The organism is Algoriphagus lutimaris, assembly GCF_017051705.1.
Taxonomy (GTDB): Bacteria; Bacteroidota; Bacteroidia; order Cytophagales; family Cyclobacteriaceae; genus Algoriphagus; species Algoriphagus lutimaris.
The window spans coordinates 1,875,148-1,897,814 of record NZ_JAFIDJ010000001.1 but is presented as its reverse complement, the minus strand read 5'-3'; the positions used below and the strand labels follow the sequence as shown (position 1 = coordinate 1,897,814).

The following is a 22,667-nucleotide window of genomic DNA, read 5'->3' as shown; positions in this document are numbered from 1 at the left end:
CCATGAAGATCACACCAGCCGCCATTAGGCAACAATCCTTTGAAACTGCATTTAGAGGTTTTGAGAAAAAGGAAGTTTCCCAGTTCTTAGAAGAAGTCAGCCAAGTCGTTGACCGACTTCATCAGGAAAATATCGAATTAAAATCCAAGCTTCAAAACACAGAAGCCGAAGCTAAAAGGTTGAAGGATGTTGAGGACTCTTTATTCAGAACCTTGAAAACAGCTGAGGATACAGGGGCTTCCATTATTGAGGAAGCAAATGAAGCAGCTGATTTGATTATATCTGAAGCGAATGAACATTCTGAAAAGACCATTGCTGAGGCCAACGAATATGCAGAGAAAGCACAGGCTCATGCTCAGCAACAAGCGTCTGTCATTATCAGTGCAGCTGAAGCCAAAGCGAAAGAAACCATCGTTGAGCTTCGGGAAAGTATGCAAGGGCTTGTTCGATCGTATGATGGCTTGGTGGAGCAGCGAGAAGCATTGGTGAAAAGCCTGAGACGAATTTCACAGGATATGCTGAATCAGATTGATCTTTCTGACGCACATTTCTCAAGGATTGATGCAAAAGCTTATCAAAGAGCCATTGATGAATTGAGTAGATCCAATGCATTTACGTTTGCCAATATCGAAAACTTAGCTCCTGAAGAGGAAGAGGTTTTCACTCCAGAACCAGAAAAAGAGGATCCAATCGCAGAAATGGAGGTCATTGAAGAAGATTTAGAATTAGAAATGCATGATTCAACACCTGATCTGAAGATGGATTTGGAGGAAGTTGAATCAGTAGTGAAAGAAGACCAAACCTCAGAGGTATCCTCTGAGATCAAAGAGGAGTCGATCCAAGAAGAAATTGATCAAATGGAAGAAGAAGAGCCTGCTGCCATTCAAAAGAAAGTAGAGGTAAAACCTTCCTCCATATCGGAAGAACAACCGACTCCAAGAAAAGATATTGATAAAGGATCGGGATCATTTTTTGACCAATTTGACTAATGGGAAAAGTATCATTAGAGGGGATAGAGTTTCACGCTTATCATGGAGCATATCCTGAGGAAAATGTGCTAGGTAATCGTTTTACCCTTGACTTGGAATTGGATACCGATTTTAAAAAGGCCATGCTTGAGGACGATTTGAAATCCACTATAGACTATACCAAGCTTTATAAACTGATCAAAGAAAGGATGGACGTCAAAGTCAAATTGCTGGAACATTTGGGACATTTGATCATCGATGATATATTGAGAGTATATCCGGAGGTCAAAAAAATTCAATTGACCTTAAAAAAACATCACCCATCTCTCGGTGGCTTAGTGAAATATTCAGCCGTTCAAATCCATTACCCTGAAGATTATGCGTAAAGTAGTTTTAGTGACATTAATTTTTATTTCAGCATGTTTGACATCATTTGGACAGGGGCAAGCCTACCAGTTTTTTTCCAATAAAGGCAAGAAGTTGGATTTTAAAGATGTGGTGAAGATCGCGAATAAATCGGATGTGACTTTTTTTGGGGAATTGCATAACAATAGTCTTGCTCATTGGCTTCAATTACAATTATTGAAAGAAATGACGGCAAACAATCCAGAGCTTGTTTTGGCTGCGGAATTTTTTGAGCGAGATGATCAATTGAATATAGATGAATGGTTTGCCGGGAAAATGACTGAAAAGAATTTTGAATCAGAGGCCAAATTGTGGAATAATTATCAAACAGATTATCGACCATTGATGAGGTTTGCAAAAGAGCATAACCTACATTTTATAGCCAGTAATGTGCCTAGGAAATATGCATCACTTACGAGTAGATCCGGTATTTCAGCTTTGGATAGCTTAAATCAGGAAGCAAAAGGATATATGGCTACTTTACCTTTTGAAATAGATATGACCATGCCTGGTTATGTGGCAATGAAAGATATGATGCATGGAGGCCCTATGAATTCTGATTTTATGGTACAGGCACAGGCTTTAAAAGATGCGACGATGGCGGAATCTTTATTCTCCAACATAGCATCTGGCCATAAAATCCTCCACGTGAACGGTTCCTACCATTCCAAAGACGGAGAGGGAATTTTATGGTATTTGAATGCACGTTTTCCAGACTTGGAGATCATCAATATCCATACAGTGACGCAAGATCAAATGGATTCTTTGAATGCTGATTATGAAAAATCTGGTCAGATCATCCTAGTTTTACCATCCGATAGTCACGAGTCTTATTAAGTATGTATAGTCGGGCAGAAACCTCCCGAATCCGGAAAGAATTTTGGATTTCTTTCGGTCAATATATGAAGCCGATTAGAGGAGCTTCGGGATTTAGAGTTAATTGGCCCAATTATAAAACCGGAGTCAAGGATATTTATTTCAGGATGAAGGCCGAACAAGGTTTTGCTTCTATTGGTATAGAAATTTGTCACTCTGATGAAGAACTTCAGGAATTATTCTTCGACCAATTTAAGGTCTTTAAAAAGTTGTTGACTGCGGAATTAGGAGAAGAATGGGACTGGAAATTGTTGGTAGAAAATGAATTTGGTCAACGAATTTCCAAAATTGAAAAAGTGTTGGATGGAGTAAATGTCATGGATCAAAATGATTGGCCTTCAATCATCTCCTTTCTTAAGCCTAGAATCATAGCATTAGATGCCTTTTGGGATAATATCAAACCCGGTTTTGAGAATTTTTAAAGTGTTTTTTTGGTGTAATTAAATTCCACCTGCTGGGTCTTTCCATTTTCTGAAATTTCCAGACTCAAGACCATTTTATCACCTGATCTTTTCATCGTGAACCCATGAAACCATATGGTGTTTTCTTCTACTTCCACTAAAGGAAAAATGGTCCATTCTTCTTTCTCTTCCCATCCCGAAAGGTCTGGGTTGAAATGCTTGAGTTTTAGATAAAAGGTTTCTCCATCCTGGATTAAATTCATAAACTCACTAAAGACCAATTTGCCATCTTGCCAAAATCTAAAAGTACCCACCATCGTTCCATCTATGGCTGGCATCCAGGTTTCGTCACAATTTCCTCCAAGTCCCGTTCCGGACCAATAACCTACTACCCAATCCAAGTCTTCAACGTTTCCAATACCAGGTTCTTCACCTTCTTTCAAATGCCTGACTTGTGAAAAAATGGGGAAAGCCAATAGGCAGAAGAGAATAATTAAAATAGGAGTTTTCATTAGCGAGGATTTGCTGATGAATTTATAAAAAAAATTAAAGATCGTGTCTCTTAGGGATATCTGGATTGATAAAGGTAAATCCCCTTGCTTCATCTCCTTCGAAAAAATCGATTTGCATTCCCATCAGAAACATAAAATGCCTTTTTTCAATCAGCACGGGGATGCCTGCAATTTCAAATTGCTGATCATCCGATTTGGCTTTATCAAAACCCAAAGCATAGGACATACCCCCACAACCGCCACCTTTAACTCCTACTCTTAAACTGTAGTCTGCAGGAATGTTTTTGTGAGCCATGATATTTTTGATCTCAGCTTCAGCTTTTTCTGTGATTTGTACAGGAATAATCATGTGAGTCAAATGTTTTTGGCGCGGAATTGGTTCGTTTTCGTTTCAAATTTACGATCTCTGAAGTTTTTTGACAGAAATTATTTATAGATATTCGAAGGAAATTGCCAACTATGGATTACGCGATAGATTTATTAAAAATTCTTTTACCTGCCGGAATTGTCCTTTATGGGATGTATTTGGTAGTTGTTTCATTTCTCTCCAAAGAAAGGGAAAAGATGATTGTGGAATTAAAAACCAAAAATTCCCAAACTATTTTGCCTATCCGGTTGCAAGCTGCAGAAAGACTTTGCCTGTTGCTGGAAAGAATTTCTCCGAATAACTTGGTCCGAAGATCAAATCCTGCTTCCCTTACTGCTAGCGAACTGCATGCTCAATTACTACATGAAGTCCGGGAAGAGTTTAACCATAACTTCTCTCAACAGGTATATTTCTCGGAACAGACTTGGGAAGCTGTAAAAAATGCAGTGGAAAACGTCAACACCCTGATAAATCAGAGCCGTCAGTCCGTAGACAAAGAGGCGAGTGGAATGGATTTGGCAAAAGCGATTTTCACCAGATCTTTAGAACAGAATAACGATGCAGTGAGCTATGCGTTGAAATTAGTAAAGTCAGAGATCAATATTTACTTTTAACCTATGTCCACTCTTAAATCAAAAGCTACTGAAATGATTGATAAAGCCCGAAAGCTGTATGGAAAGCAGGTGGAGGCATTGGTCAAAAAAGAGGAGCAGGTTAAGGAGTTGATGTCTAGCACCATTAAAAAAATCGGGAAAGTCGGCAAGGACTCCAGGTTTGTAAAGTTGGTGATGCCCCTTGGTGTATTCATTAGAATGATCAAAGCCCATTTTAATGGTTCACATAAATTGTCTACTAGCACCTTGGGATTGCTATTATTAGGTTTGGTTTATTTTGTTTCCCCCATAGATTTAGTACCTGATTTTTTAGGTTTTTTTGGTTTTGCCGATGATTTGTCGGTGGTTTTAGCCATTTATGCCAAGATGAAAGATGAAATTGAGGAATTTTTGGAGTACGAGAGAACTCAAGCTTGATCTGAGCTGTTAGTTCCCAAATTCCAAAAGTATGCTTAACCCAACTACCCAATTGATTTCTGAGGAAATTGTCCAATCTGGGCTTTCTTACGATGAATATCGCCAAATGATTGATGAACTTTTGGCTGAAGGAAAAACTACTGGAACCAATCATTCGGAAGCCAATATCAATTACACAAAAATGAATGTGGCCCGGATGAGAAGGGTCGACAAGACTGCTAAAATTTCATCTGAAATGGAGTCTTTGATAAAAGGGATTCAGGAGCCACAAACTTGGTTAGTATTGACAGAGGCTTGGTGTGGAGATGCTTCCCAAAGTATTCCGTACTTTGCAAAATTGGCAGCCCTCAATCCGCTCATCAACTTGAAATTGGTTTTAAGAGATGAAAATCCTGAACTGATGGATCAATATTTGACCAATGGAGCGAGATCCATTCCAAAGCTGATCGGTCTCTCTCAGGATTTGAATGAGGAATTATTTACTTGGGGACCAAGACCTCAATATTTACAGGAACGATTGATATCCTACAAGAAAGACCCTCAAGGATTGAGTTCGAAAGAGTTTTCCGAAGGAACTTACCTTTGGTATGCAAGAAATAGAAATCAGGCAATAGAACAAGAATTAAAAGAAGCTATTGCGCAATATGTAACCTTATGAATATCGCTTTAATCTCAGGAACTTCGGGAATGGTTGGCATGCAGTTATTGCATCAACTGTTAAAAAAATATGACTTTGTCATCAGTGTGGGGAGAAGAAAGTTGGCCCTTAAACATGAGAAGTTAGTTCAGCTGGAGGGGGATTTGTTAAAAATCAATATCTGGGATTGGGAGCACCTTCTGATGTCAAGCTCTTTAGGCGGAGAATATCAGCTTGTAAGAGAGGAGATTTTTGAGAAGAAAGCAGAAATTCATGCGTTTTCAAGCCTAGGGACGACCATCAAACAAGCGGGGTCCAAAGAGCGTTTTTACCAAATCGATCATGATATGGTGTTGGAATTTGCAACATGGGCAAAAAATCTAGGAGCCTCTAAATTTTTATACGTATCCTCTTTGAGTGCTGATCCAGAATCATCCGTTTTTTATAGTAAGGTGAAGGGGGAAGTGGAGCAGGATTTACAAAAATTGGACTATTCATTTCTTGGAATTTTTAGACCCTCTTTGCTTCTTGGCAACCGAAATGAATTCAGGCTTGGAGAATGGTTTGCAACCATCGCTATGAAACCTTTGGTTTGGCTTAAGGTCCTAAAAAATTATCGGCCTATACATGATTTTCAGGTAGCAAAAGCAATGGTATTTGTGGCCAATCAAGCTAGCTCTAAGAATGTGGAAATTATCAATTCCGGGCAAATGCAAGATTTAACAAAATGATAGTAGTCATACAGCGAGTTTCTGAAGCTTCCGTCAAGATTGAAGGGGAAATAAAATCAGCAATCGGAACGGGAATGATGATATTAGTGGGAATTGAAAATGAAGACAATCAGGAGGATATTTCCTGGCTTTCCAAGAAGATCGTCAACCTGAGGATTTTCCCAGATGAAAATGGGATCATGAATAAAAGCCTGATAGAGGTCAATGGTGAACTATTATTGATTTCTCAATTCACGTTGCATGCCAGTACTAAAAAAGGAAATAGACCTTCTTATATTAAAGCGGCAAGACCCGAGGTAGCAATACCTTTGTACGAAAAGCTCATTCAAACTTTGGAATTTGATTTGGGTAAGAAAATTGGGACAGGTGAGTTTGGGGCTGATATGAAAGTCCGCCTGGTAAATGATGGGCCTGTCACCATTCAAATTGATAGCAAAAACAAAGTTTAATCCCTTCTTTTTATTTTTAGATTAGTAACCACTAACAAAAACTATTTTGTCCAAATCTATCCTTACTATTCATGGAGCCACTGTTTTATTCAAAGCTCAGCAGGCTTTTGAAAACTTAAGTTTTAACTGGAATACAGGTGAGAATTGGGCGGTGATTGGAGATTCTGGTTGGGAGTTGACCACGTTTATAGAAACGTTGAGGGGAAATACAGTGATTTCTAAAGGCGAAGTTCAAAGGCCATTTGCTAAGGCATATGTTCAAGAAAAAACAGGAGCAGGGGAGGTACATAGTTTTAGGGATTTGATAGCCTATGTTTCCCAGAAGTACGAGTTTAAAAACCGTTCTCACATCCAGAATTTTTATTTTCAGCAACGATTCAATTCTTCTGAATCTGAAGAAACTGCAACCGTGCTGGAATATTTAATTGAAGTTAATCCGAAAGTCTCGGGACCCTGGAATCTGGAAAATGTGGCCAAACTTCTAAGGCTTGAAGCCTTATTGGATAAGTCTCTATTGAAGCTTTCCAATGGGGAAACAAGAAGGTTGGCCATTGCATTAGGTTTGATGCATCAGCCCTATATTTATTTGATGGATCAACCAATGACGGGCTTGGATGTGAAAAGCCGAGAAGAGTTTGGGACAATTATCCAAGAGATCAGCAAAGCCGGTGTCCAGTTGTTATTGACTACTTCAGGGAATGAAATTCCGGAAGGGATAACACATGTTGCCAAAATTTCAAAATCAGGGGTGGACAGTGTTTGGACCAAGGAAGATTACCATCAAAATGGAGGAAAGCAGATGAATGTCCCCGCATGGGATTGGGACTTACTTCAATCGCTTCTCCCGAAGGATAGGGAATTGTTAAATGCTCCAATAATACTCCAGAATGTCCATATCAAATATGGAGATAAGGTGATTTTAGAAGATGTCAACTGGGAGGTTAAAGCAGGGGAAAAATGGCTCTTGAAAGGGAAGAATGGCTCTGGAAAATCCACCTTGATCAGTTTGCTGATTGGCGAAAACCCCCAAGCTTATTCGCAGAATTTCTGGTTGTTTGGAAGAAAAAGGGGGACAGGAGAAAGTATCTGGGATGTTAAGAGGCCTACTGGTTTTGTAGCTCCCGAATTGAGTCGATATTTCCCGGCCAATCAAACTTGCAGAAAAGTGATTCTTTCTGGTTTATTTGATACAATGGGGTTATTCAGAAAAGTCAGTCCCGAACAAGAGGAATTGGCCAATAGGTGGATCAGGCTTTTTAAATTAGAACCCCTTCAGCATACGGTCATTCAACGATTGTCCTTAGAACATCAACGATGGACCCTTTTGGCTAGGGCATTGATCAAGCAGCCGAAATTGTTGATTTTAGATGAGGCGAGTCAAGGGATGGACGAATTTCAAAGAAGACTTTTCAAAGAAACCGTTCAAAGAGTCTGTGAAGGCTGTTCCATTTCTTTGATTTATGTCAGCCATTATGAAGAGGATGTGCCAGAGGCAGTTGGGAAAGTTTTAGAATTGAGGTCGTGAAAATATTAATCTGGTTTATTTTTTATTTTTCCTAGAGCGATCATATTTTACGATCCTATTGAAAAACAGGAAGATCAGAAATGTTTAAAACCAGCTTTTTTAAAAAAGGACAATTTAAACACACCCTTAGTTTTTTTTTTATTGGTCGGGTTATTCTTCCTAAGATCGAATGTGGCCTTTGGGCAGGAGTCCAGTCTAAGCTATCCTATTTCACTTGCCGAAAAAATATTTCTTACTACTGATAGGAGCATTTATCTAAACAATCAGACGCTTTGGGTGAATGCGATTGTTACAAATGCAGCAGATCACTCACTCAGTCAACTTAGCGGGGTTTTATATATTGAATTGATTGATTTCAATGAAATCATACTAGATAGGAAAACGATAAAGTTGGATAATGGATTGGGACAAGCATTTTTTGACCTATATAAGTCTTACTTGCCAGGAAGGTATTTACTAAGAGCCTACACAAAATGGAATGAAAATTTTGGAGCAGATTTTATCTCTGAAAAGTATGTTGATATTTATGCCTCCCAGGAAATTGATGAAAATGACCCTATTTATGATTTAATTTTAGTAGAAGAGGAGTCCGGCAACACATTTCTAAAAGCAATTTTTGATCCTTATTCCATCGATAGTTTAGTCAAGGGGAAGTTAGATGTTTTTGTGACCAGAGATGGATTAGAAGATTCTCTTAGTATTAAACAAGAAAATCAAATCTATAAACTTTCTTATCCCATTTCTCCAAAAGACAAAGTGGTAAGTTTAAGAATGCGTACCGATAATGGTATGAGTTATACCAAAACTGTAGCATTAAAGGATGGGGTTTCAGAGGTTGAATTTGTTCCGGAGAGTGGGAGTTTAGTTCATGGGATTTATTCTAGAGTTGCCTTTCATGCGATGGATGTGAAAGGGAAAGGAGTTAAAATCAATGGGAAAGTCAGAGATCAGGAGGGAAAACTAATAACTACATTTGAAAGTACCGAAAGAGGGATTGGAAGCTTTTTATTGAAAGGAGATACTTCAAAAAGATTTTTCGCCGAAATTCCTTTAGAAAATCAAGAAAGCGGTATACTCACCATCCAATTACCAGAAACCAAAATTAAAGGAGATGTACTGTTTGCTTATAAAACGAATGATGAATTAAGGCTGGATATTAGTTCTTCCAATCATTTCAATGATAGCAGCTATGTTAGTTTATCCTGCAGGGGTGTAGAATACCTCTATGCTAGAGGTGTATTGTCAGAAGGGAAAATGTTTTTAAAATTCCCCCTAGATTCTATTCCAGAAGGTGTGTCATCCATAAAATTGTTTGATCAAGAAAAAAAGGTTCTGGCTAGCCGTTATATTTTTAATCCAAAACCACAGAGTAGGCTTCAAATAATAGCTAATACAGATTCAAAAAGTTACAGTCAGCGTCAATTGACAAAATTGAATGTTGCTTTGCTGGATTCAGAAGGTCAAAATAGGGATGCGACTTTATCTGTCAAAGTTTTGGATGAACAATTATATGCACTATACAAGAAGGAGCAACAGAGTTTAATAGCGAGAACCCTGTTATTTAGTGACTTTAACTATTCCATGGCAAATGAGGACTCATTGATTCAACCCGAAAATGCGTTGGAATTAGATACTTGGTTAATGACAAAGAGACCAAGCGATTATAAATTTCATCATCTTGAGGTAGAAGGGAAAGTAAGCCCTGAATATACTATTGGAGTTTCAGGAAGGGTGGAAGGTAATTTTCTAAGGAAAAAAGCTATAAATAGAATAGAAGTTACCCTAATGACTTTTGGGAATCAGGTCGGTGTTTTTCAGGAGCAAACAGATAGTTTGGGGCGCTTTAATTTCGTGCTTCCAGATATGTTTGGAACTGAAATAAATGCATTAGTCCAAACAGTAGATGAAAAGGGTCAAAAGAAAGATTTTTCAATTCTTCTTGATGATAAGGAGGTGCCACCTATTTCGTTTGATCAAAGAGAAACAATCTTGAGGTTGGATAGCATCAAACGGAATGTAATTATCAAGGAGCAGAAAAAAGATACGGTGGATAGGGCTTTTAACCTTTCAAATAATTTCATCGAATTGGAAGAGTTTACGGTAGAAGATTATTTAATGACTCCGCAGAGACAGGAAGTGATGGATAGATTCGGAAAACCAACCCATGTCGTAGATGGAGCAGAAATTGAATCCAAAGAAGAAAAATGGTCTTATGGGCTTTATAGTATATTACTTTTTAATTATCCTGAATTGATTTCAGTCACCAGGATCAATATTAATGGAGGTTTTTTGCATGCCAAAGTAAATGGTGGTGGGCTCACACTTGTGGTGGTCGATGGTATACCTGTTATGAATTATGATTATCACCTGATCCAAAATATTGATCCGTCAGAAGTGAAAAGTTTTGAAATTATTAAAAATGCGAAAGGGTTTCCCAAGCTCTTTTTGGAGGTTTTTCCTTGGGTACATCCTTTGGCCGCTCCTCCTGTTGGAAGTGTAATTGCTATATACACTTATGCTGGCAAAGGGCTATTTGGGGCAAATGCCTCCGAGGGAGTAATGAAAACCTCCTTACCTGTTTTTTCAGCGATGCGGGAATATGAACAGATGGATTACTCAGTTCTAACTGAAGAACAATTGATTAAACCAGATCTCAGATCTTTGTTGTTTTGGAAAAACAATATTGAATTATCGAAAATGGGGCAAGAGGAATTGAGTTATTATAACTCTGATATCACAGGAAAAAAATTCATTATTCTTGAAGCCTTGACGCCCAATGGAGAAGTCGGATTCAAGGAGTTGGAGTATACCGTAGAATCTAAGTAATGGATTTTCATTTTTTTCTTTTTCTACTTGTTATTCCTTGGTTATTCAACTAAAAACGAAGACTTCACTTAAAGCATGTTGGCTTTGAAAAGTGGTCCAATAGGAAATTTTATGAAGTAAGTTATTGGCTAACGGTTAACCAGGTAGCCAAAGGTCCATTTAACCTATGTTTTATTTGGTGACCACTTTCACAGTTCTAAACATATAGGGATTCTCGCTTAATCTTAACTCTTTCCCACTGGAAGTAGTCACATTATCTAAAACGACCTCTTTTGTGATTACATAGGGAAACTTTTCCTGATAGGAAGCATCACTATTTTCAGGATTAAAATTGTGAAAAATGGCAGGACCTTGATAACCCTCTGGATGATTGGAGTCTTCGATTTTCAGGTTTTCAAATGTGATTTTTTTAGGCATGTAGCAGGTATAACCGAAGTCATGCTGGCCAGAATTATACCCATTAATCAGGGAAGCACTATATGGTTTACCTCCATTTGGAATAAAGGTACAATCACGAATGATGAAGGCTCCTTGCCAAGTGCTGCCATAATCAGAACGCAAATTGATCACACTTCTTCCTCTGATAGTGGTGTTTTCAACAAGCAGGGTCCCACTTCCAATCGCATTGATTCCCATATGTCCCATCGTCGAATTACGGATCGTAGCATTAGCTACCCCCATGTGCGCATCAAAACGGGAGAGGGTACAATGGTCATACAACAGGTTTTTACAATAATTAGACCCCATGATTCCCCAATAAGTGGGATCGTCAATGTCATTGGTTTGACTACAGTTAATAAAGGAAACATTCAATGCTCGGCTGACGGAAATATCATAACTCCCCATGGAAACGGGTTTACCAGCATTGCCAATGGTTTGATAGGTTTTATGACCGGTTAATATGGTGTTTTGGACTGTGACATTCGTGCAATTACTGATGTTCAGGAACCCACCATAGGGAGCACCTTGGTCACCTTCGCCAATAATTCGGTGCTCTAATCCATCGACCATTACATTAGATCGTTTGATGGAGATATTTCGGCTATAATAATTGTACTTGGATTCTTCTTGATTTGCGATCGTAGTAAACTTGCCGCCTTTGATGTTGAGAACTTTTTCATCTATCGGCAACACCGTGATATCAGTGATTTCTTCAAAATCCCAGATAATGGGGGTATTCATATCCACATTCCCTTTTGTGTCTACTAGAAAAATATCTGTCTGTGAAGCACCAATGTTTTGGTTTAATCCAAAGCGGATGTATTGTTTTTTGTTGGAGTTGGTAACGGTGATTAGGCTTGGTTCAGGGAATGTGACTTCCAGTTTCTCTTGGTTTCTTTTGAGCGTGGAAATTCCTTCCAGCGGATAGGATTGCAATTTGGAACTAACAAGAAAAATCGGAGCCGTACGATTTTGGACGGCTCGATCATCAATGACAAAGCTAGCTGAGCCAAAGTCAGTATTTGTTTGAATGATGGCGGTTTTTCCTGCTCCTCCCAAGTAATAGGTGGCCATGTCATCTGCTTTTACATTCAACCCATGCTCATTGGCAAACTCGTGGGTTGCGACGATTGCATCCATATCGTCCGTTTCCCCATCTCCCATCGCACCAAAATCTTTGTAGCTTATGGATCCAGCCGAGATGAATTGTTGAAGCTGATCATTTGTAATGGGAAGTGGATGTTGCCTGTTTAATTCTTTCTCAGAAACCCATAGTAAAGGAAACCTCACAGGCATATTTCGGACCACTTCAGGAGTATCGAAGTCCGACTCCAGCTGATTCCAAAGCTGTAAATAGTTCTCTTTTTCATAAGCTATGCCGCCAAATAAAAGGAATGGATGCCGCACTGGCCATTCCTCCCAAAACATGACATCTTTTTCATAGGGCCAGGAGTTTTTATCCTTTACATACGGAAATAAAAATGCGATTCCTCGTTCCAAAGACTTCCCATCGGAGGTTTGATATTGGAATAGACTTTTAGTCTCCTCTGCAAATACCTGGCAAAGCGTAGCCATGGCATCCAGGGTGAACAAGGAATAACCGTAAGGTTTGGTGCGCTTGAGTTCTAGCGGAAAGCTTCCATCATCGTCCATTTGATCTGGAAGCAATACGTTTTTATACATCTCTTTACAGAAATCCAGGACTTCTTGGTTTCCTACAAGCTTGGCAAAGACTGCTGCCTGCATGGTCCAACATACACTGTGATTATTTCCATGATCCCGTTCATCGATTCCATAGGGGTGAGTAGTCATCCATTCTAGGTAAGACCCAAACCAATCTTTCATTTGCTGAATTTCTGATTTTGGAATTACTCCCGAATTTTCAACAGCTTCGATCGCCTTTGCCACTTCCATCAAATGAATGGTGTCTATAATGCCAATTCCTCTACCCGTCACTTTTCCTTTGATTGCTTGGGCATATAGTAGGCTTGGGTTCATTTTGGTTTCTTCATTAATAAACCAGGCTTTCAGGTGAGGCGCCAGAGCTTGTACGTATTTTACTTTGTTCGTCACTAAATACGCAGATGCCAACGCACCGGAAATCTGACTGAACTGGATCATGGCCTCTCGGTGGGCGGTGAAATTATCTGGATTGGTGAGTCCGTCCCGTTGAATATAAGGGCCAGATGGGTTTGAAGGATCTGGCCACCAATAATCCCCTTCCGAGTAAAAATCATGGATTCCTCCAGCACTTCTAGGGCTTTGTTCAGCAGTTACTGTGATGGGTTTGAAGGTGGTATATTCTTCCGCCAATCGAACTACTCTTTCTTTTTCCTTAGCATAAGGATTAGATACAAGATATTCAGATTCTCCAACTACATTGAGGGTTGAGAAAAAAGTAAAAAACAGAATTAAAAGGGATTGCGGCATCTTGGGTTTTAAGATTGAATCAAGATTTAAAATGCAATTATTTTTGATGGTATGAAAGTATAGATTCCTGATAAATTTAAGCGGTTCTAGTATTGTTTCTATTTAGGATGAAAGTTGATTTTTTTTATGTATTTCTTTGATATCTGATGAATAGGAGGTGAGATCAAAGATTAATTTTTATTCTATATTTAAAGCTCATTAGTATTTGAAGAACCCTTTCAAATTCTATTTTTTTGAATTTCAAAACCAACTAATATGAAGAGTAGAAGATCCTTTTTGCAACAACTAGGTCTTGGCGTGATTGCTCCTAGATTTGTAGGATTTCAGGAGGTTCAAGCAAATGGGTTAAACTCAACTCTTCAAGGAGAGGATTTTTGGGAGCAAGTAAGGGGACAGTTTCCATTGACTAAAAGTCGCATTTACATGAATAATGGAACATTTGGCCCCTCTCCAAAGCCTGTTTTAGATGCATTACAAGACTCATTTGAACAAACGAATACCTCGGGGGAATATGGGCATATTGCTCCTTTTCGTGCCCAATTAGCAGCTTTTGTAGGAATCAAAGAATCGGAAATTTCATTGACTCATAATACAACAGAAGGGATTAATATTATGGTTTGGGGTTTACCGTTGAAGGCAGGAGATGAAGTGATTATTACGTACCATGAACACGCGGGAAATGCCATTCCATGGTTGAACAGAGCAAAACTACATGGAATCGTGCTGAAACCTTTTGAACCAGGTAAAACACAGGAGGAAAATCTGGATTTAATTAAAAGCATGGTTACACCCAAAACCAAGGTGATTGCTATCCCTCATATTACTTGTACGACTGGTCTGGTCATGCCCATTAAAGAAATTGCGGATTTTGCCAGAAGTAAAGGAATCTACACGGCAATTGATGGGGCTCATGGAGCGGGAACCTTTGACTTGAATTTAAAAGAGCTGGGTGTTGATTTTTATGCTAGCAGTTATCATAAATGGGTATTGGGGCCAAATGGAAGTGGTTTTTTGTATGTAAAAGAAGATTTATTGGATCAATTACAAGCTTTTCAAGTAGGAGCATATTCTGAAACAGGATATGATCTGCATCAGGTGCCCTTAGAGCTGAATGGATATGTGGACACCGCACATCGATATGATTATGGGAGCCAAAGTTTACCGATGATCAAAGGGGTATTGGCTGCCATCAATTTTCATAAGGAAATAGGAAGACAAAAAATAGAATCCAGGATTCGGTATTTGAACCAGCAGCTGTATGATGGCTTGGAAGAAATGAATAATCAGCTAGAAATTATTACTCCAAAAGAAGCTGAATCCAGGATATGCATGGTCGCCTTCAAACCTAAAAATAAAGCCTACGATGTGGCCTATAGGGAAATCAGTCAAGAAGGATTTAGAATTCGAATTGTTCCGGAAGGAGGAATCAATGCGATCCGTATATCGACACATATTTACAACAAGAAATCAGAGGTCAATGCTTTGCTGAATGCAGTTCAAAAAGTGTTGGCTTAACCCATTATTTATTCTTTTTCTTCAATTTTTTCATTTCAGCATTTTGCTTGGCTTTTTCATTTCTGTAGATAGCGATGTCAGAAATAAGCTTCAAGGGCAAATCTACCGAATAAGGAATTTGTATGGCTCCTTTCAAAGTATGAAACCCTTCCAGTTCTTTTTTGAATTCTTCTATGGGGTGATTGGTAGGATAATATCCTAAATGATTTTTCATCGCTGCATAATAGACCAATACTTCAGTTGTTTTGATGGCGGGCATGTGGTAACTGATGACTTCCGTCGCCTCTGGAACAGCTTTTTTTAGGGTTTCCCGAATGACTCGAAGTTTTTCTTGAATTTCAGAAGGAAACCAAGATATGTATTCTTCGATGGAACTTGGCTTTGGATTCATGGGAGAAGCAGTTAAAAAGAGTTGATGATGGTAATGCCCGTTCCTTTAAATTTATTCATTTCAGTCAATTCCTCAATGGCTTGGTCCAGTCGGATATGCTTTCCTATCAATAATTCAGGGTTCATTTTGTTTTGCAAGATCATCTCCAACATTTCCGGATACTTATAAGCTTGCATGCCATGGCTCCCATAAATTTCCAGCTCCTTGGAAAGTATTTGGTTCATGGGAACTGCAGCATGTTTGTGATCTCCGAGCATGAGGCCTACTTGGATATGCTTTCCTCTTTTTCGCAGGTTGGCAATGGAATTAAAAGAAGTTGTAGGGCTTCCCAATGCATCTATTGATACTTGTACACCTCCTTTTGTGAATTCTCTGATTTGTTCAACTGGGTTAGGATTGTTCAGGCTATTAATAGTATAAACTGCACCTATTGATTTTGCCAATTTCAATTTCTCCTCGTCAATATCAATGGCGATTACATTTGCTCCCAGAGCATTGGCAATCATAATTGCAGAAAGGCCCACTCCTCCGCATCCATGCACGGCTACCCATTGTCCGCCAGTCACTTTGCCCTGTGCTACTATTGCCCTAAATGAGGTAGCAAATCTACAGCCTAAGCTTGCTGCTGTTTCGAAACTGACTTGGTCCGGTAAAGCAACTAAGTTGACTTCTGCTCTATCGATGGCTACGAATTCTGCGAAAGAACCCCAATGGGTAAATCCAGGTTGAAATTGAGCATCACAGACTTGGTGGTTACCAGAAGTACATTCAGGGCAGGCTCCACAGGCGCAAACAAAAGGAACGGAGACTCGATCTCCAATCTTCCAGTTTTTTACATCCTTGCCTATAGCTGAGATGATGCCTGAAAATTCATGCCCTGGAACATGCGGTAATTTAATATCCTCATCATGACCCATCCACCCATGCCAATCGGAACGGCAAAGCCCTGTAGCCTTCACTTCAATCACAACTCCGTCTGAACTTGGAGATGGGTCTTGAACCTTGGTGATTTTAGGGGTAGATTGAAAAGATTCATAGAGGAGCGCTTTCATAGGATTTTGTAATTAGTTTATTCCTGGTACTTGAATGTCAAATGCCACTTTGATCCCTTCGATGATCATACTGGTTCCGATAATGGCAATGATTAAACCCATGATTTTTCCGATCACTGTAATGACATTCTTCCCTACACGAAGCACGAGTTTATCTCCCAATCGAAAGGCCCAATGAGTCAGAATACACATGATGGCATAAACGGCAATTACTATCCCTATATGAATGAAATCACCGGAAGAAACAAAGTTCATCGCAGTGACAATGGTTCCAGGACCAGCCAGGATGGGGATGGCTAAGGGGGAAATTGCAATATTCTCATCGAATGCAGTTTCCTTTAAATTTTTTACAGTGGATTTTTTTGATTGAAGCATTTCAAAGCCCACAAAAAAGATTAATAATCCACCCGTAATCTTAAAAGCAGGAATGGTAATGCCAAATATCTCAAAAATAAACTTCCCTAGTAAAACGAAAACAAATACAATCAGGAATGCAACGGTTGTGGCTTTCTTACTGATTTTCCGTTTTGTCTCTTTATCTGCATCCTCTACTAAAGAGGTAAATATCGGTACATTGGCAATTGGATTCATAATGGCGAAAAATCCTGTAAATACTGAGAGTGAAAAAGTAAATAATTCGCTAGTCGAAATAGACATATGTGAGTGGTGTAATTATTTTAGAAAGATTAAGCAAGATAAAAAAGCAGAATTGTTTTCTACTGTTTCCTAGCTTGGTACTTTTAATATTTTATTTCAAGAACCATTGAAAATTCAAATGAAAAAAGAAATAACGCTCTCGGAAGCTCAAGAGCAGGTAGATAACTGGATCAAAACAGTTGGAGTCCGATACTTCAATGAATTGACCAATATGACCATTTTAATGGAAGAAGTGGGAGAATTGGCCAGGATTATGGCAAGAACTTATGGTGAACAGTCTTTTAAAGAATCAGATAAAGGAAAAGATCTGGGAGATGAAATGGCGGATATACTCTGGGTATTATTGTGTCTGGCCAATCAGACTGGAGTGGATTTGACCGAGGCTTTAAGGAAGAATTTAGAAAAGAAGAATATCCGTGATATTGATCGACATAAGAATAATGATAAGTTGAAATGAATCAATCTGAACTGAATTCAATACTAAAAAAACCAATTAATTCTTGGTAAGATTCAGTCTTACATCCATTTTAGATAAGTAGTGAGTCTATCCTTGATGTTTTTATTGATCATACAATCCTGTATTCCCTTTTTCCAATAATGGCATGAGCCTTTGTATGACCTCTGGATTTTGAGCAGCAATGTTGATGGATTCAAGGGGATCATTTTCATGATCATACAGTTCAATAATAGGCTCTTGATCTCGGAAATACCTGGTGAGTCTGTACCGATCATTTCTTACAGTAATACCTCTTTTGAAATAACCATAAGCTGTTTGTTCGGAGGGTGTTTCTAATTGTTCAATCAAAGGAACTAAACTTTCACCATCCAATTCATAGGGAGTTTCAATTCCAGCTAATTCTATGATGGTAGGGTAGATATCTACCGATTCCACAATACTGTTTTCAAGTCTGGCTTTTTCTTCTTTTCCAGGGATTTTGATTATCAAAGCACTATTTAAAGCATTTTCAAACAGGGTATGCTTTCCCCAAATCTGCTGTTCTCCTAAATGCCATCCATGATCTCCCCATACGATCACAATGGTATTTTTATCCAAGTCTAAGGCTTTTAATTCATTCAAAATCAATCCTACCTGTGCATCTGAATAGCTTGCGGCAGCATAATAAGCATGTTTGATTTTTTTTGCATAAGCCTCGGAAGCCACTGTTTCCAAGTCTGGGTGTTCTTCCCCTAAGGCATATTGATTAAATTCTCCACTTGGCAACAAACTGCTTTCAGAAACATATTTAGGCTTTGTTGGATTACCCGCGATAGGGATAGCGCTTTCATCATATAAGTCCCAATACTTTTTGGGAGAAGTAAAAGGAAGGTGAGGTTTGAATAACCCCACACCAAGAAAAAATGGTTGGTCTTGTTCTTTTAATTCCTTCAGTTTCTCTAGCGCAAGTTGTGTTGTCAATCCATCAGGGTAACCTAAATCATCTACTTCCCCAGCTTCATAAGGCTTCACTTGCTTGTTCATGCTTTGCCTATTTTCACCATCGGCATATGCAAAGAATGCATTCCAACCTGTTCCCCATTTTCCTGCATCAAAAAGTAATTCATCCCAACTATATGGTAATTCTCTTTTCGAAGAGACCTCTTCCTCGTATTCATACACATATCCATCTGCAGAATGACTGATTTTCCCAATACCTACCGTATGATATCCATTTCTTCTTAGGTGATGGATAAATGTCTCTGGCATTTCATTTTCGGCTCTGCCGGAAAATTCATTTTGCATAATGAGGTTACTAAGTTCTGCGGTTCTCCTTGGACGAAAGCCTGTCAGCATTGCTGCTCTGGAAGCACCACAGGTAGGTACTTGTACAAAATGATTGGTGAAACTAACTGCTGAAGCAGCTAATTGATCAAGGTGGGGTGTTTGAATTTGGGTGTTTCCATAATGACCTAATTCAGACCTCAGGTCATCAATCGCGATAAAAAGTATGTTTGGTTTTTTGTCATCAGAACCTTGAGCAAGTAGGTTTTCTGAGATAAAGAAAGTAATTAGTAATAGGAAAGTGAATATGCGAGGCATGGGTTTGATGATAGTTTGAAAAGGAAGTTAAATCAGGTTTAAGCAAGTTAAAATCTAGTTTATTTAACCGGTATTTCCTTGCGATAATTAATAAAGCCAATTGTAAAATAAAGAGAATAGCCATCTATTGTCTCCTATAATTTTTGCTTTGGGAACTTATCTAGTCTATTTTTCTGACTAAAGAAATTTATAAAATATGAGGTTAAAAGGGAAAACTGCGATCATTACAGGAGCTACCAGTGGAATGGGAAAAGCCATTGCAGAACGATTTTCTGCGGAAGGTGCATCTCTAGTCATAAGTGGTAGAAATTTAGAAGTAGGGTTAGAACTGGAAAAAAGTTTGAAACTACGAGGGGGCAAGGCGGTTTTTGTGAAGGGTGATGTGGGAAAAATAGAAGTGAATGAATTGCTCGTCCAAACTGCAATCAAGCAATTCGGTCAACTCGATATGGTGGTGACCAATGCTGGAAAATTAGGGTTAGGGTCTGTGACTGAGGTTTCTTTGGAAGAATGGCAAGAGACCTTTGCTACCAATTTGAATGCAGTGTTTTATTTATCCCGATTTGCAATTCCAGAAATGAAGAAGAATGGAGGCGGAACGATATTGGCCAATAGTTCTATTGCTGCTTTTAAAAGCTTCCCAAACCATGCGGGGTATTGTGCTAGTAAAGCTGCTCTAGTGGCCTTAGTAAAAGAAATGGCAGTGGATTATGGGCCGGAAATCCGTGTGAATACCATTTGTCCCGGTCCGGTGGATACCCCCCTGATTTGGGATTCTGCAAAAGCTTTTGAAAACCCGGAAACGATTGTTCAGCAAACCGCAGAAAGTACGCTGATGAAGCGATTAGGAAAGCCGGAAGACATCGCATCGCTTGCTCTTTTTTTGGTTTCTGATGAAGCTTCTTGGATTACCGGTGCTGCTTATACAATTGATGGAGGGATTTTAGTAAAATAGATATTATGAGTCAAAATACTACGAGAAGACAATTCTTTAAAAAAGCATCAATGCTTAGCCTGGCTACTTTGCCTCTTTCAGCTCTTTCTCAAACAAATTCTCGTGATCAGGGAACTAAACTGAAAGTGATTTGTGTAGGTGGCCATCCAGATGATCCTGAAAGTGGATGTGGAGGAACACTTGCAAAGTTTAGTGCAAAAGGTCATGATGTGAAAGTTTTATATCTGACACGTGGAGAAGGCGGGATTGATGGGAAATCAGAGATGGAAGCTGCAAATATCCGAACCAAAGAAGCTGAATCTGCTTGTTCGATCCTAAATGTAAAGCATTCTTTTCTTGGACAAGTAGATGGTAAAACGATGGTTAATAATGAGTGGATCACCAAGATGACTGAGTTTATGGAAAGCGAGAAACCGGATTTGGTTTTTACACAGTGGCCCATAGACTCTCATAGAGATCATCAGGCAGCAAGTATCCTGACTATGCAAGCAGGATTGAGGACTAAGAAAAAATTTCAGATTTACTTTTACGAAGTTTGTGCCGGAGAACAAACAATGACTTTTCATCCCACAGATTACGTAGATATTTCGAATGAACAGGAAATCAAAAGAAAGGCTTTATTCTGCCATGAAAGTCAAGATCCTCTAGGAATCTATGCTTGTGGACATGAGGCAATGGAAAAGTTTAGAGGGATGGAAGCCGGGGTGCCAGCCGCTGAAGCTTTTGTGAAACTTAATGGCAAAAACTCAGCCTCCTCAATCTTGTAAGTGATATTTGCTTTTCAAATTCAAAACTTACAATGAAAAAGACTATTCTATCACTTTTATTGATTATGACTTAGGCAGCCTTTTCCCAAGGCCAATAGAATTCAGACATAAAAAAATCAATCTATTTAACTGTGAAAACCTCGATGGCTGGTACACTATTTTAAAAAATAGGGGAATAATAGAATTTAATAGAGAGAAGATTTATTCAGATAACTTCCGTCCAGATTGAAACAGATCCAGGTGTACAATGGAAATCTCCCCAACCGGATTCGTTTATCAAGACTTTAACTTGGGTTTTCTCCAATTTATCCCGGAAGCTTCTTCTAGCGTATCTTTTGCCGATTTCCATGGAAATAGTGGTTCCTTCTTGATTTGACATTACTACTGCACAACCAGAATGATTTTCATCACCTTCTCTTGTCCAGCCGATGAAATTTTGATTTTCAAAATAATCCCGTTGCCTTCCGAAAGCGAAATCTTTTCGGATATAGAGTATGGATTCCAGTTCATCTATGCGATTTATGAAAATTTCATAGTCCTTTCCATCTTCACCTTTGTCCCAATAAGAAGCCCCAAACAAGTCTGGATAAAATACACAAGGGTATCCATCTTTTCGAAGCAATATCAATGCGTAAGCAAGTGGCTTAAACCAGCTTTCGACAGGAGCTTCTAATGCCTGAAGTGGCTGGGTGTCGTGATTATCCACCAAAGTCACGGCTAGTTCAGGTTTAATGGAAACAAGCGTATCATCAAAAATCTTTCTTAGATCATAGTCGCTCCCAGCATTTGAAGCTTGATGAAACTTGTGCTGTAATGCCGAATCAAACATGTTCATGGTGCCTTCTGTCGCTTCAATATATTGGGTCAATAATTCCAGTTGTTCTGGTGCCCAATATTCCCCTACGGCGAAAAGGTCTTTACCTGTTCTTTCCCTCAATAAATGGAGAAATTCTTTGAAAAAGGATGCTGGGATGTGTTTGACTGCATCCAGCCTTACTCCATCATATTGGATCAATTCATGGAGCCAACTTGCATAATTAAGAAGCTGATCCTTTACGGCCGGATTTCTAAACTCAATGTCACAAAACATCAGGAAATCATAATTTCCTTTTTCATCATCATTCATTTCTTGCCAATCATATCCGTATTCACTCATGATTTTAAAGATACCGGCCTCCTGATTGCGATGATCATAGTCTACACCTCCAAAGCAATGCCTATCCCAGATAAAGTCAGAGTAGGTCCCATTTCTTCCTGGAAATGTAAATCGGGTAAATGCTTCAATTTCGTAAGACTCCGTGAGATAGTTTTGCCTATTATCTTCACATACTTTTACAATATGAAACAATTCTGATTCATCGCCTCCGGCCTTATGGTTAAAAACAAAATCAACAATAAATTGCACCCCTCTACCATGGAGCGCTTTTGTCGCTTCCAAAAATTCATCTTTTGTTCCATATTTTGTTCTGACAGAACCCTTTTGATCAAATTCTCCAAGGTCATACAAGTCATAACTATCATAACCTACACTCATTCCGCCAAGTTCTCCTTTCGATGCAGGGGGTAACCAAACTGACGTAATACCCAGATAGCCTAGATATTCAGCTTTTTCTTTCAGTTCTTTCCATAAAGAATCCTCAGGAGTATACCAATGGAAAAATTGGATCATGGTGCCGTTTTTCATACTTAAAAA

At 38.9% G+C, this 22,667-nt stretch carries 23 protein-coding genes; 15 read left to right on the top strand and 8 right to left on the bottom strand.

Translation table 11 applies throughout. The annotated features are described in order from the left end of the window. Positions 1–2 precede the first annotated feature (2 nt). From JYB62_RS07795 to JYB62_RS07780, 4 genes are read left to right on the top strand one after another with little or no spacing between them, the layout of a single operon-like run. A complete protein-coding gene (locus JYB62_RS07795; protein WP_205644837.1) occupies positions 3–989 on the top strand; it encodes a DivIVA domain-containing protein in 987 nt (328 codons plus the stop codon). Further along, the gene (gene folB / locus JYB62_RS07790) at positions 989–1,354 is read left to right on the top strand and encodes a dihydroneopterin aldolase (protein ID WP_205644836.1); all 366 of its coding nucleotides are present in this window, start codon (positions 989–991) and stop codon (positions 1,352–1,354) included. The genes JYB62_RS07795 and folB overlap by 1 nt, the downstream gene beginning before the upstream one ends. Beyond that, positions 1,347–2,210 carry a ChaN family lipoprotein gene (locus tag JYB62_RS07785; protein ID WP_205644835.1) on the top strand — a complete coding sequence of 288 codons (864 nt, stop codon included), beginning with the start codon at positions 1,347–1,349 and terminating at the stop codon, positions 2,208–2,210. Before folB ends, JYB62_RS07785 begins: the two co-directional genes overlap by 8 nt. Positions 2,211–2,212: 2 nt before the next feature. Further along, positions 2,213–2,671, top strand: coding sequence for a DUF4268 domain-containing protein (locus tag JYB62_RS07780; RefSeq protein WP_205644834.1), 459 nt, complete (start codon positions 2,213–2,215; stop codon positions 2,669–2,671). Here the strand turns inward: JYB62_RS07780 and JYB62_RS07775 are convergent. Beyond that, on the bottom strand, positions 2,668–3,162 hold the full coding sequence (locus tag JYB62_RS07775) for a DUF6265 family protein (RefSeq protein WP_205644833.1): 495 nt from the start codon (positions 3,160–3,162) through the stop codon (positions 2,668–2,670). The two genes, JYB62_RS07780 and JYB62_RS07775, sit on opposite strands and share 4 nt — an antisense overlap. Before the next feature lie 34 nt (positions 3,163–3,196). Continuing rightward, positions 3,197–3,511 (bottom strand): HesB/IscA family protein, encoded by a 315-nt coding sequence (locus JYB62_RS07770; protein ID WP_074223427.1) that lies wholly within the window; start codon positions 3,509–3,511, stop codon positions 3,197–3,199. 110 nt (positions 3,512–3,621) lie between these two features. Here JYB62_RS07770 and JYB62_RS07765 point away from each other — a divergent pair, with 110 nt between their 5' ends. From JYB62_RS07765 to JYB62_RS07735, 7 genes are all read left to right on the top strand, one after another. Next, positions 3,622–4,143, top strand: coding sequence for a DUF7935 family protein (locus tag JYB62_RS07765; RefSeq protein WP_205644832.1), 522 nt, complete (start codon positions 3,622–3,624; stop codon positions 4,141–4,143). A gap of 3 nt (positions 4,144–4,146) precedes the next feature. Continuing rightward, positions 4,147–4,560, top strand: coding sequence for a YkvA family protein (locus JYB62_RS07760; protein ID WP_205644831.1), 414 nt, complete (start codon positions 4,147–4,149; stop codon positions 4,558–4,560). Between the two features lie 31 nt (positions 4,561–4,591). Then, positions 4,592–5,218: a thioredoxin family protein gene (locus tag JYB62_RS07755; RefSeq protein WP_205644830.1), complete on the top strand. Its 627-nt coding sequence runs from the start codon at positions 4,592–4,594 to the stop codon at positions 5,216–5,218. Then, positions 5,215–5,928 carry an NAD-dependent epimerase/dehydratase family protein gene (locus JYB62_RS07750; RefSeq protein WP_205644829.1) on the top strand — a complete coding sequence of 238 codons (714 nt, stop codon included), beginning with the start codon at positions 5,215–5,217 and terminating at the stop codon, positions 5,926–5,928. Before JYB62_RS07755 ends, JYB62_RS07750 begins: the two co-directional genes overlap by 4 nt. After that, positions 5,925–6,377, top strand: coding sequence for a D-aminoacyl-tRNA deacylase (dtd, locus tag JYB62_RS07745; RefSeq protein WP_205644828.1), 453 nt, complete (start codon positions 5,925–5,927; stop codon positions 6,375–6,377). The genes JYB62_RS07750 and dtd overlap by 4 nt, the downstream gene beginning before the upstream one ends. Before the next feature lie 46 nt (positions 6,378–6,423). Beyond that, on the top strand, positions 6,424–7,902 hold the full coding sequence (locus tag JYB62_RS07740) for an ATP-binding cassette domain-containing protein (protein WP_205644827.1): 1,479 nt from the start codon (positions 6,424–6,426) through the stop codon (positions 7,900–7,902). Positions 7,903–8,043: 141 nt separating this feature from the next. Further along, positions 8,044–10,728 (top strand): hypothetical protein, encoded by a 2,685-nt coding sequence (locus JYB62_RS07735; RefSeq protein WP_205644826.1) that lies wholly within the window; start codon positions 8,044–8,046, stop codon positions 10,726–10,728. Between the two features lie 171 nt (positions 10,729–10,899). Here the strand turns inward: JYB62_RS07735 and JYB62_RS20045 are convergent, their stop codons facing one another. Continuing rightward, on the bottom strand, positions 10,900–13,599 hold the full coding sequence (locus JYB62_RS20045) for an alginate lyase family protein (protein ID WP_317194642.1): 2,700 nt from the start codon (positions 13,597–13,599) through the stop codon (positions 10,900–10,902). 255 nt (positions 13,600–13,854) lie between these two features. Here JYB62_RS20045 and JYB62_RS07720 point away from each other — a divergent pair, with 255 nt between their 5' ends. Then, positions 13,855–15,114 (top strand): aminotransferase class V-fold PLP-dependent enzyme, encoded by a 1,260-nt coding sequence (locus JYB62_RS07720; protein ID WP_205644825.1) that lies wholly within the window; start codon positions 13,855–13,857, stop codon positions 15,112–15,114. A gap of 4 nt (positions 15,115–15,118) precedes the next feature. Here JYB62_RS07720 and JYB62_RS07715 read toward each other — a convergent pair whose 3' ends face one another. From JYB62_RS07715 to JYB62_RS07705, 3 genes are read right to left on the bottom strand one after another with little or no spacing between them, the layout of a single operon-like run. Next, positions 15,119–15,505 (bottom strand): iron chaperone, encoded by a 387-nt coding sequence (locus JYB62_RS07715; RefSeq protein WP_205644824.1) that lies wholly within the window; start codon positions 15,503–15,505, stop codon positions 15,119–15,121. 11 nt (positions 15,506–15,516) lie between these two features. After that, positions 15,517–16,557: a zinc-dependent alcohol dehydrogenase family protein gene (locus tag JYB62_RS07710; protein ID WP_205644823.1), complete on the bottom strand. Its 1,041-nt coding sequence runs from the start codon at positions 16,555–16,557 to the stop codon at positions 15,517–15,519. A 12-nt stretch (positions 16,558–16,569) separates the two neighbouring features. After that, a complete protein-coding gene (locus JYB62_RS07705) occupies positions 16,570–17,214 on the bottom strand; it encodes a MarC family protein (RefSeq protein ID WP_205644822.1) in 645 nt (214 codons plus the stop codon). 118 nt (positions 17,215–17,332) lie between these two features. Between JYB62_RS07705 and JYB62_RS07700 the strand changes: the two genes are divergently transcribed. After that, the gene (locus JYB62_RS07700) at positions 17,333–17,671 is read left to right on the top strand and encodes a nucleotide pyrophosphohydrolase (protein ID WP_205644821.1); all 339 of its coding nucleotides are present in this window, start codon (positions 17,333–17,335) and stop codon (positions 17,669–17,671) included. A 102-nt stretch (positions 17,672–17,773) separates the two neighbouring features. Here JYB62_RS07700 and JYB62_RS07695 read toward each other — a convergent pair whose 3' ends face one another. After that, positions 17,774–19,252 (bottom strand): sulfatase, encoded by a 1,479-nt coding sequence (locus tag JYB62_RS07695; protein WP_205644820.1) that lies wholly within the window; start codon positions 19,250–19,252, stop codon positions 17,774–17,776. 196 nt (positions 19,253–19,448) lie between these two features. Between JYB62_RS07695 and JYB62_RS07690 the strand changes: the two genes are divergently transcribed. Further along, entirely contained in the window at positions 19,449–20,207 is a 759-nt protein-coding gene (locus JYB62_RS07690) for an SDR family NAD(P)-dependent oxidoreductase (RefSeq protein ID WP_205644819.1), read from the top strand. Positions 20,208–20,212: 5 nt separating this feature from the next. Further along, entirely contained in the window at positions 20,213–20,974 is a 762-nt protein-coding gene (locus JYB62_RS07685) for a PIG-L deacetylase family protein (protein WP_205644818.1), read from the top strand. A gap of 205 nt (positions 20,975–21,179) precedes the next feature. Here JYB62_RS07685 and JYB62_RS07680 read toward each other — a convergent pair whose 3' ends face one another. Further along, positions 21,180–22,658: an alpha-amylase gene (locus tag JYB62_RS07680; protein WP_205644817.1), complete on the bottom strand. Its 1,479-nt coding sequence runs from the start codon at positions 22,656–22,658 to the stop codon at positions 21,180–21,182. Positions 22,659–22,667 lie beyond the last annotated feature (9 nt).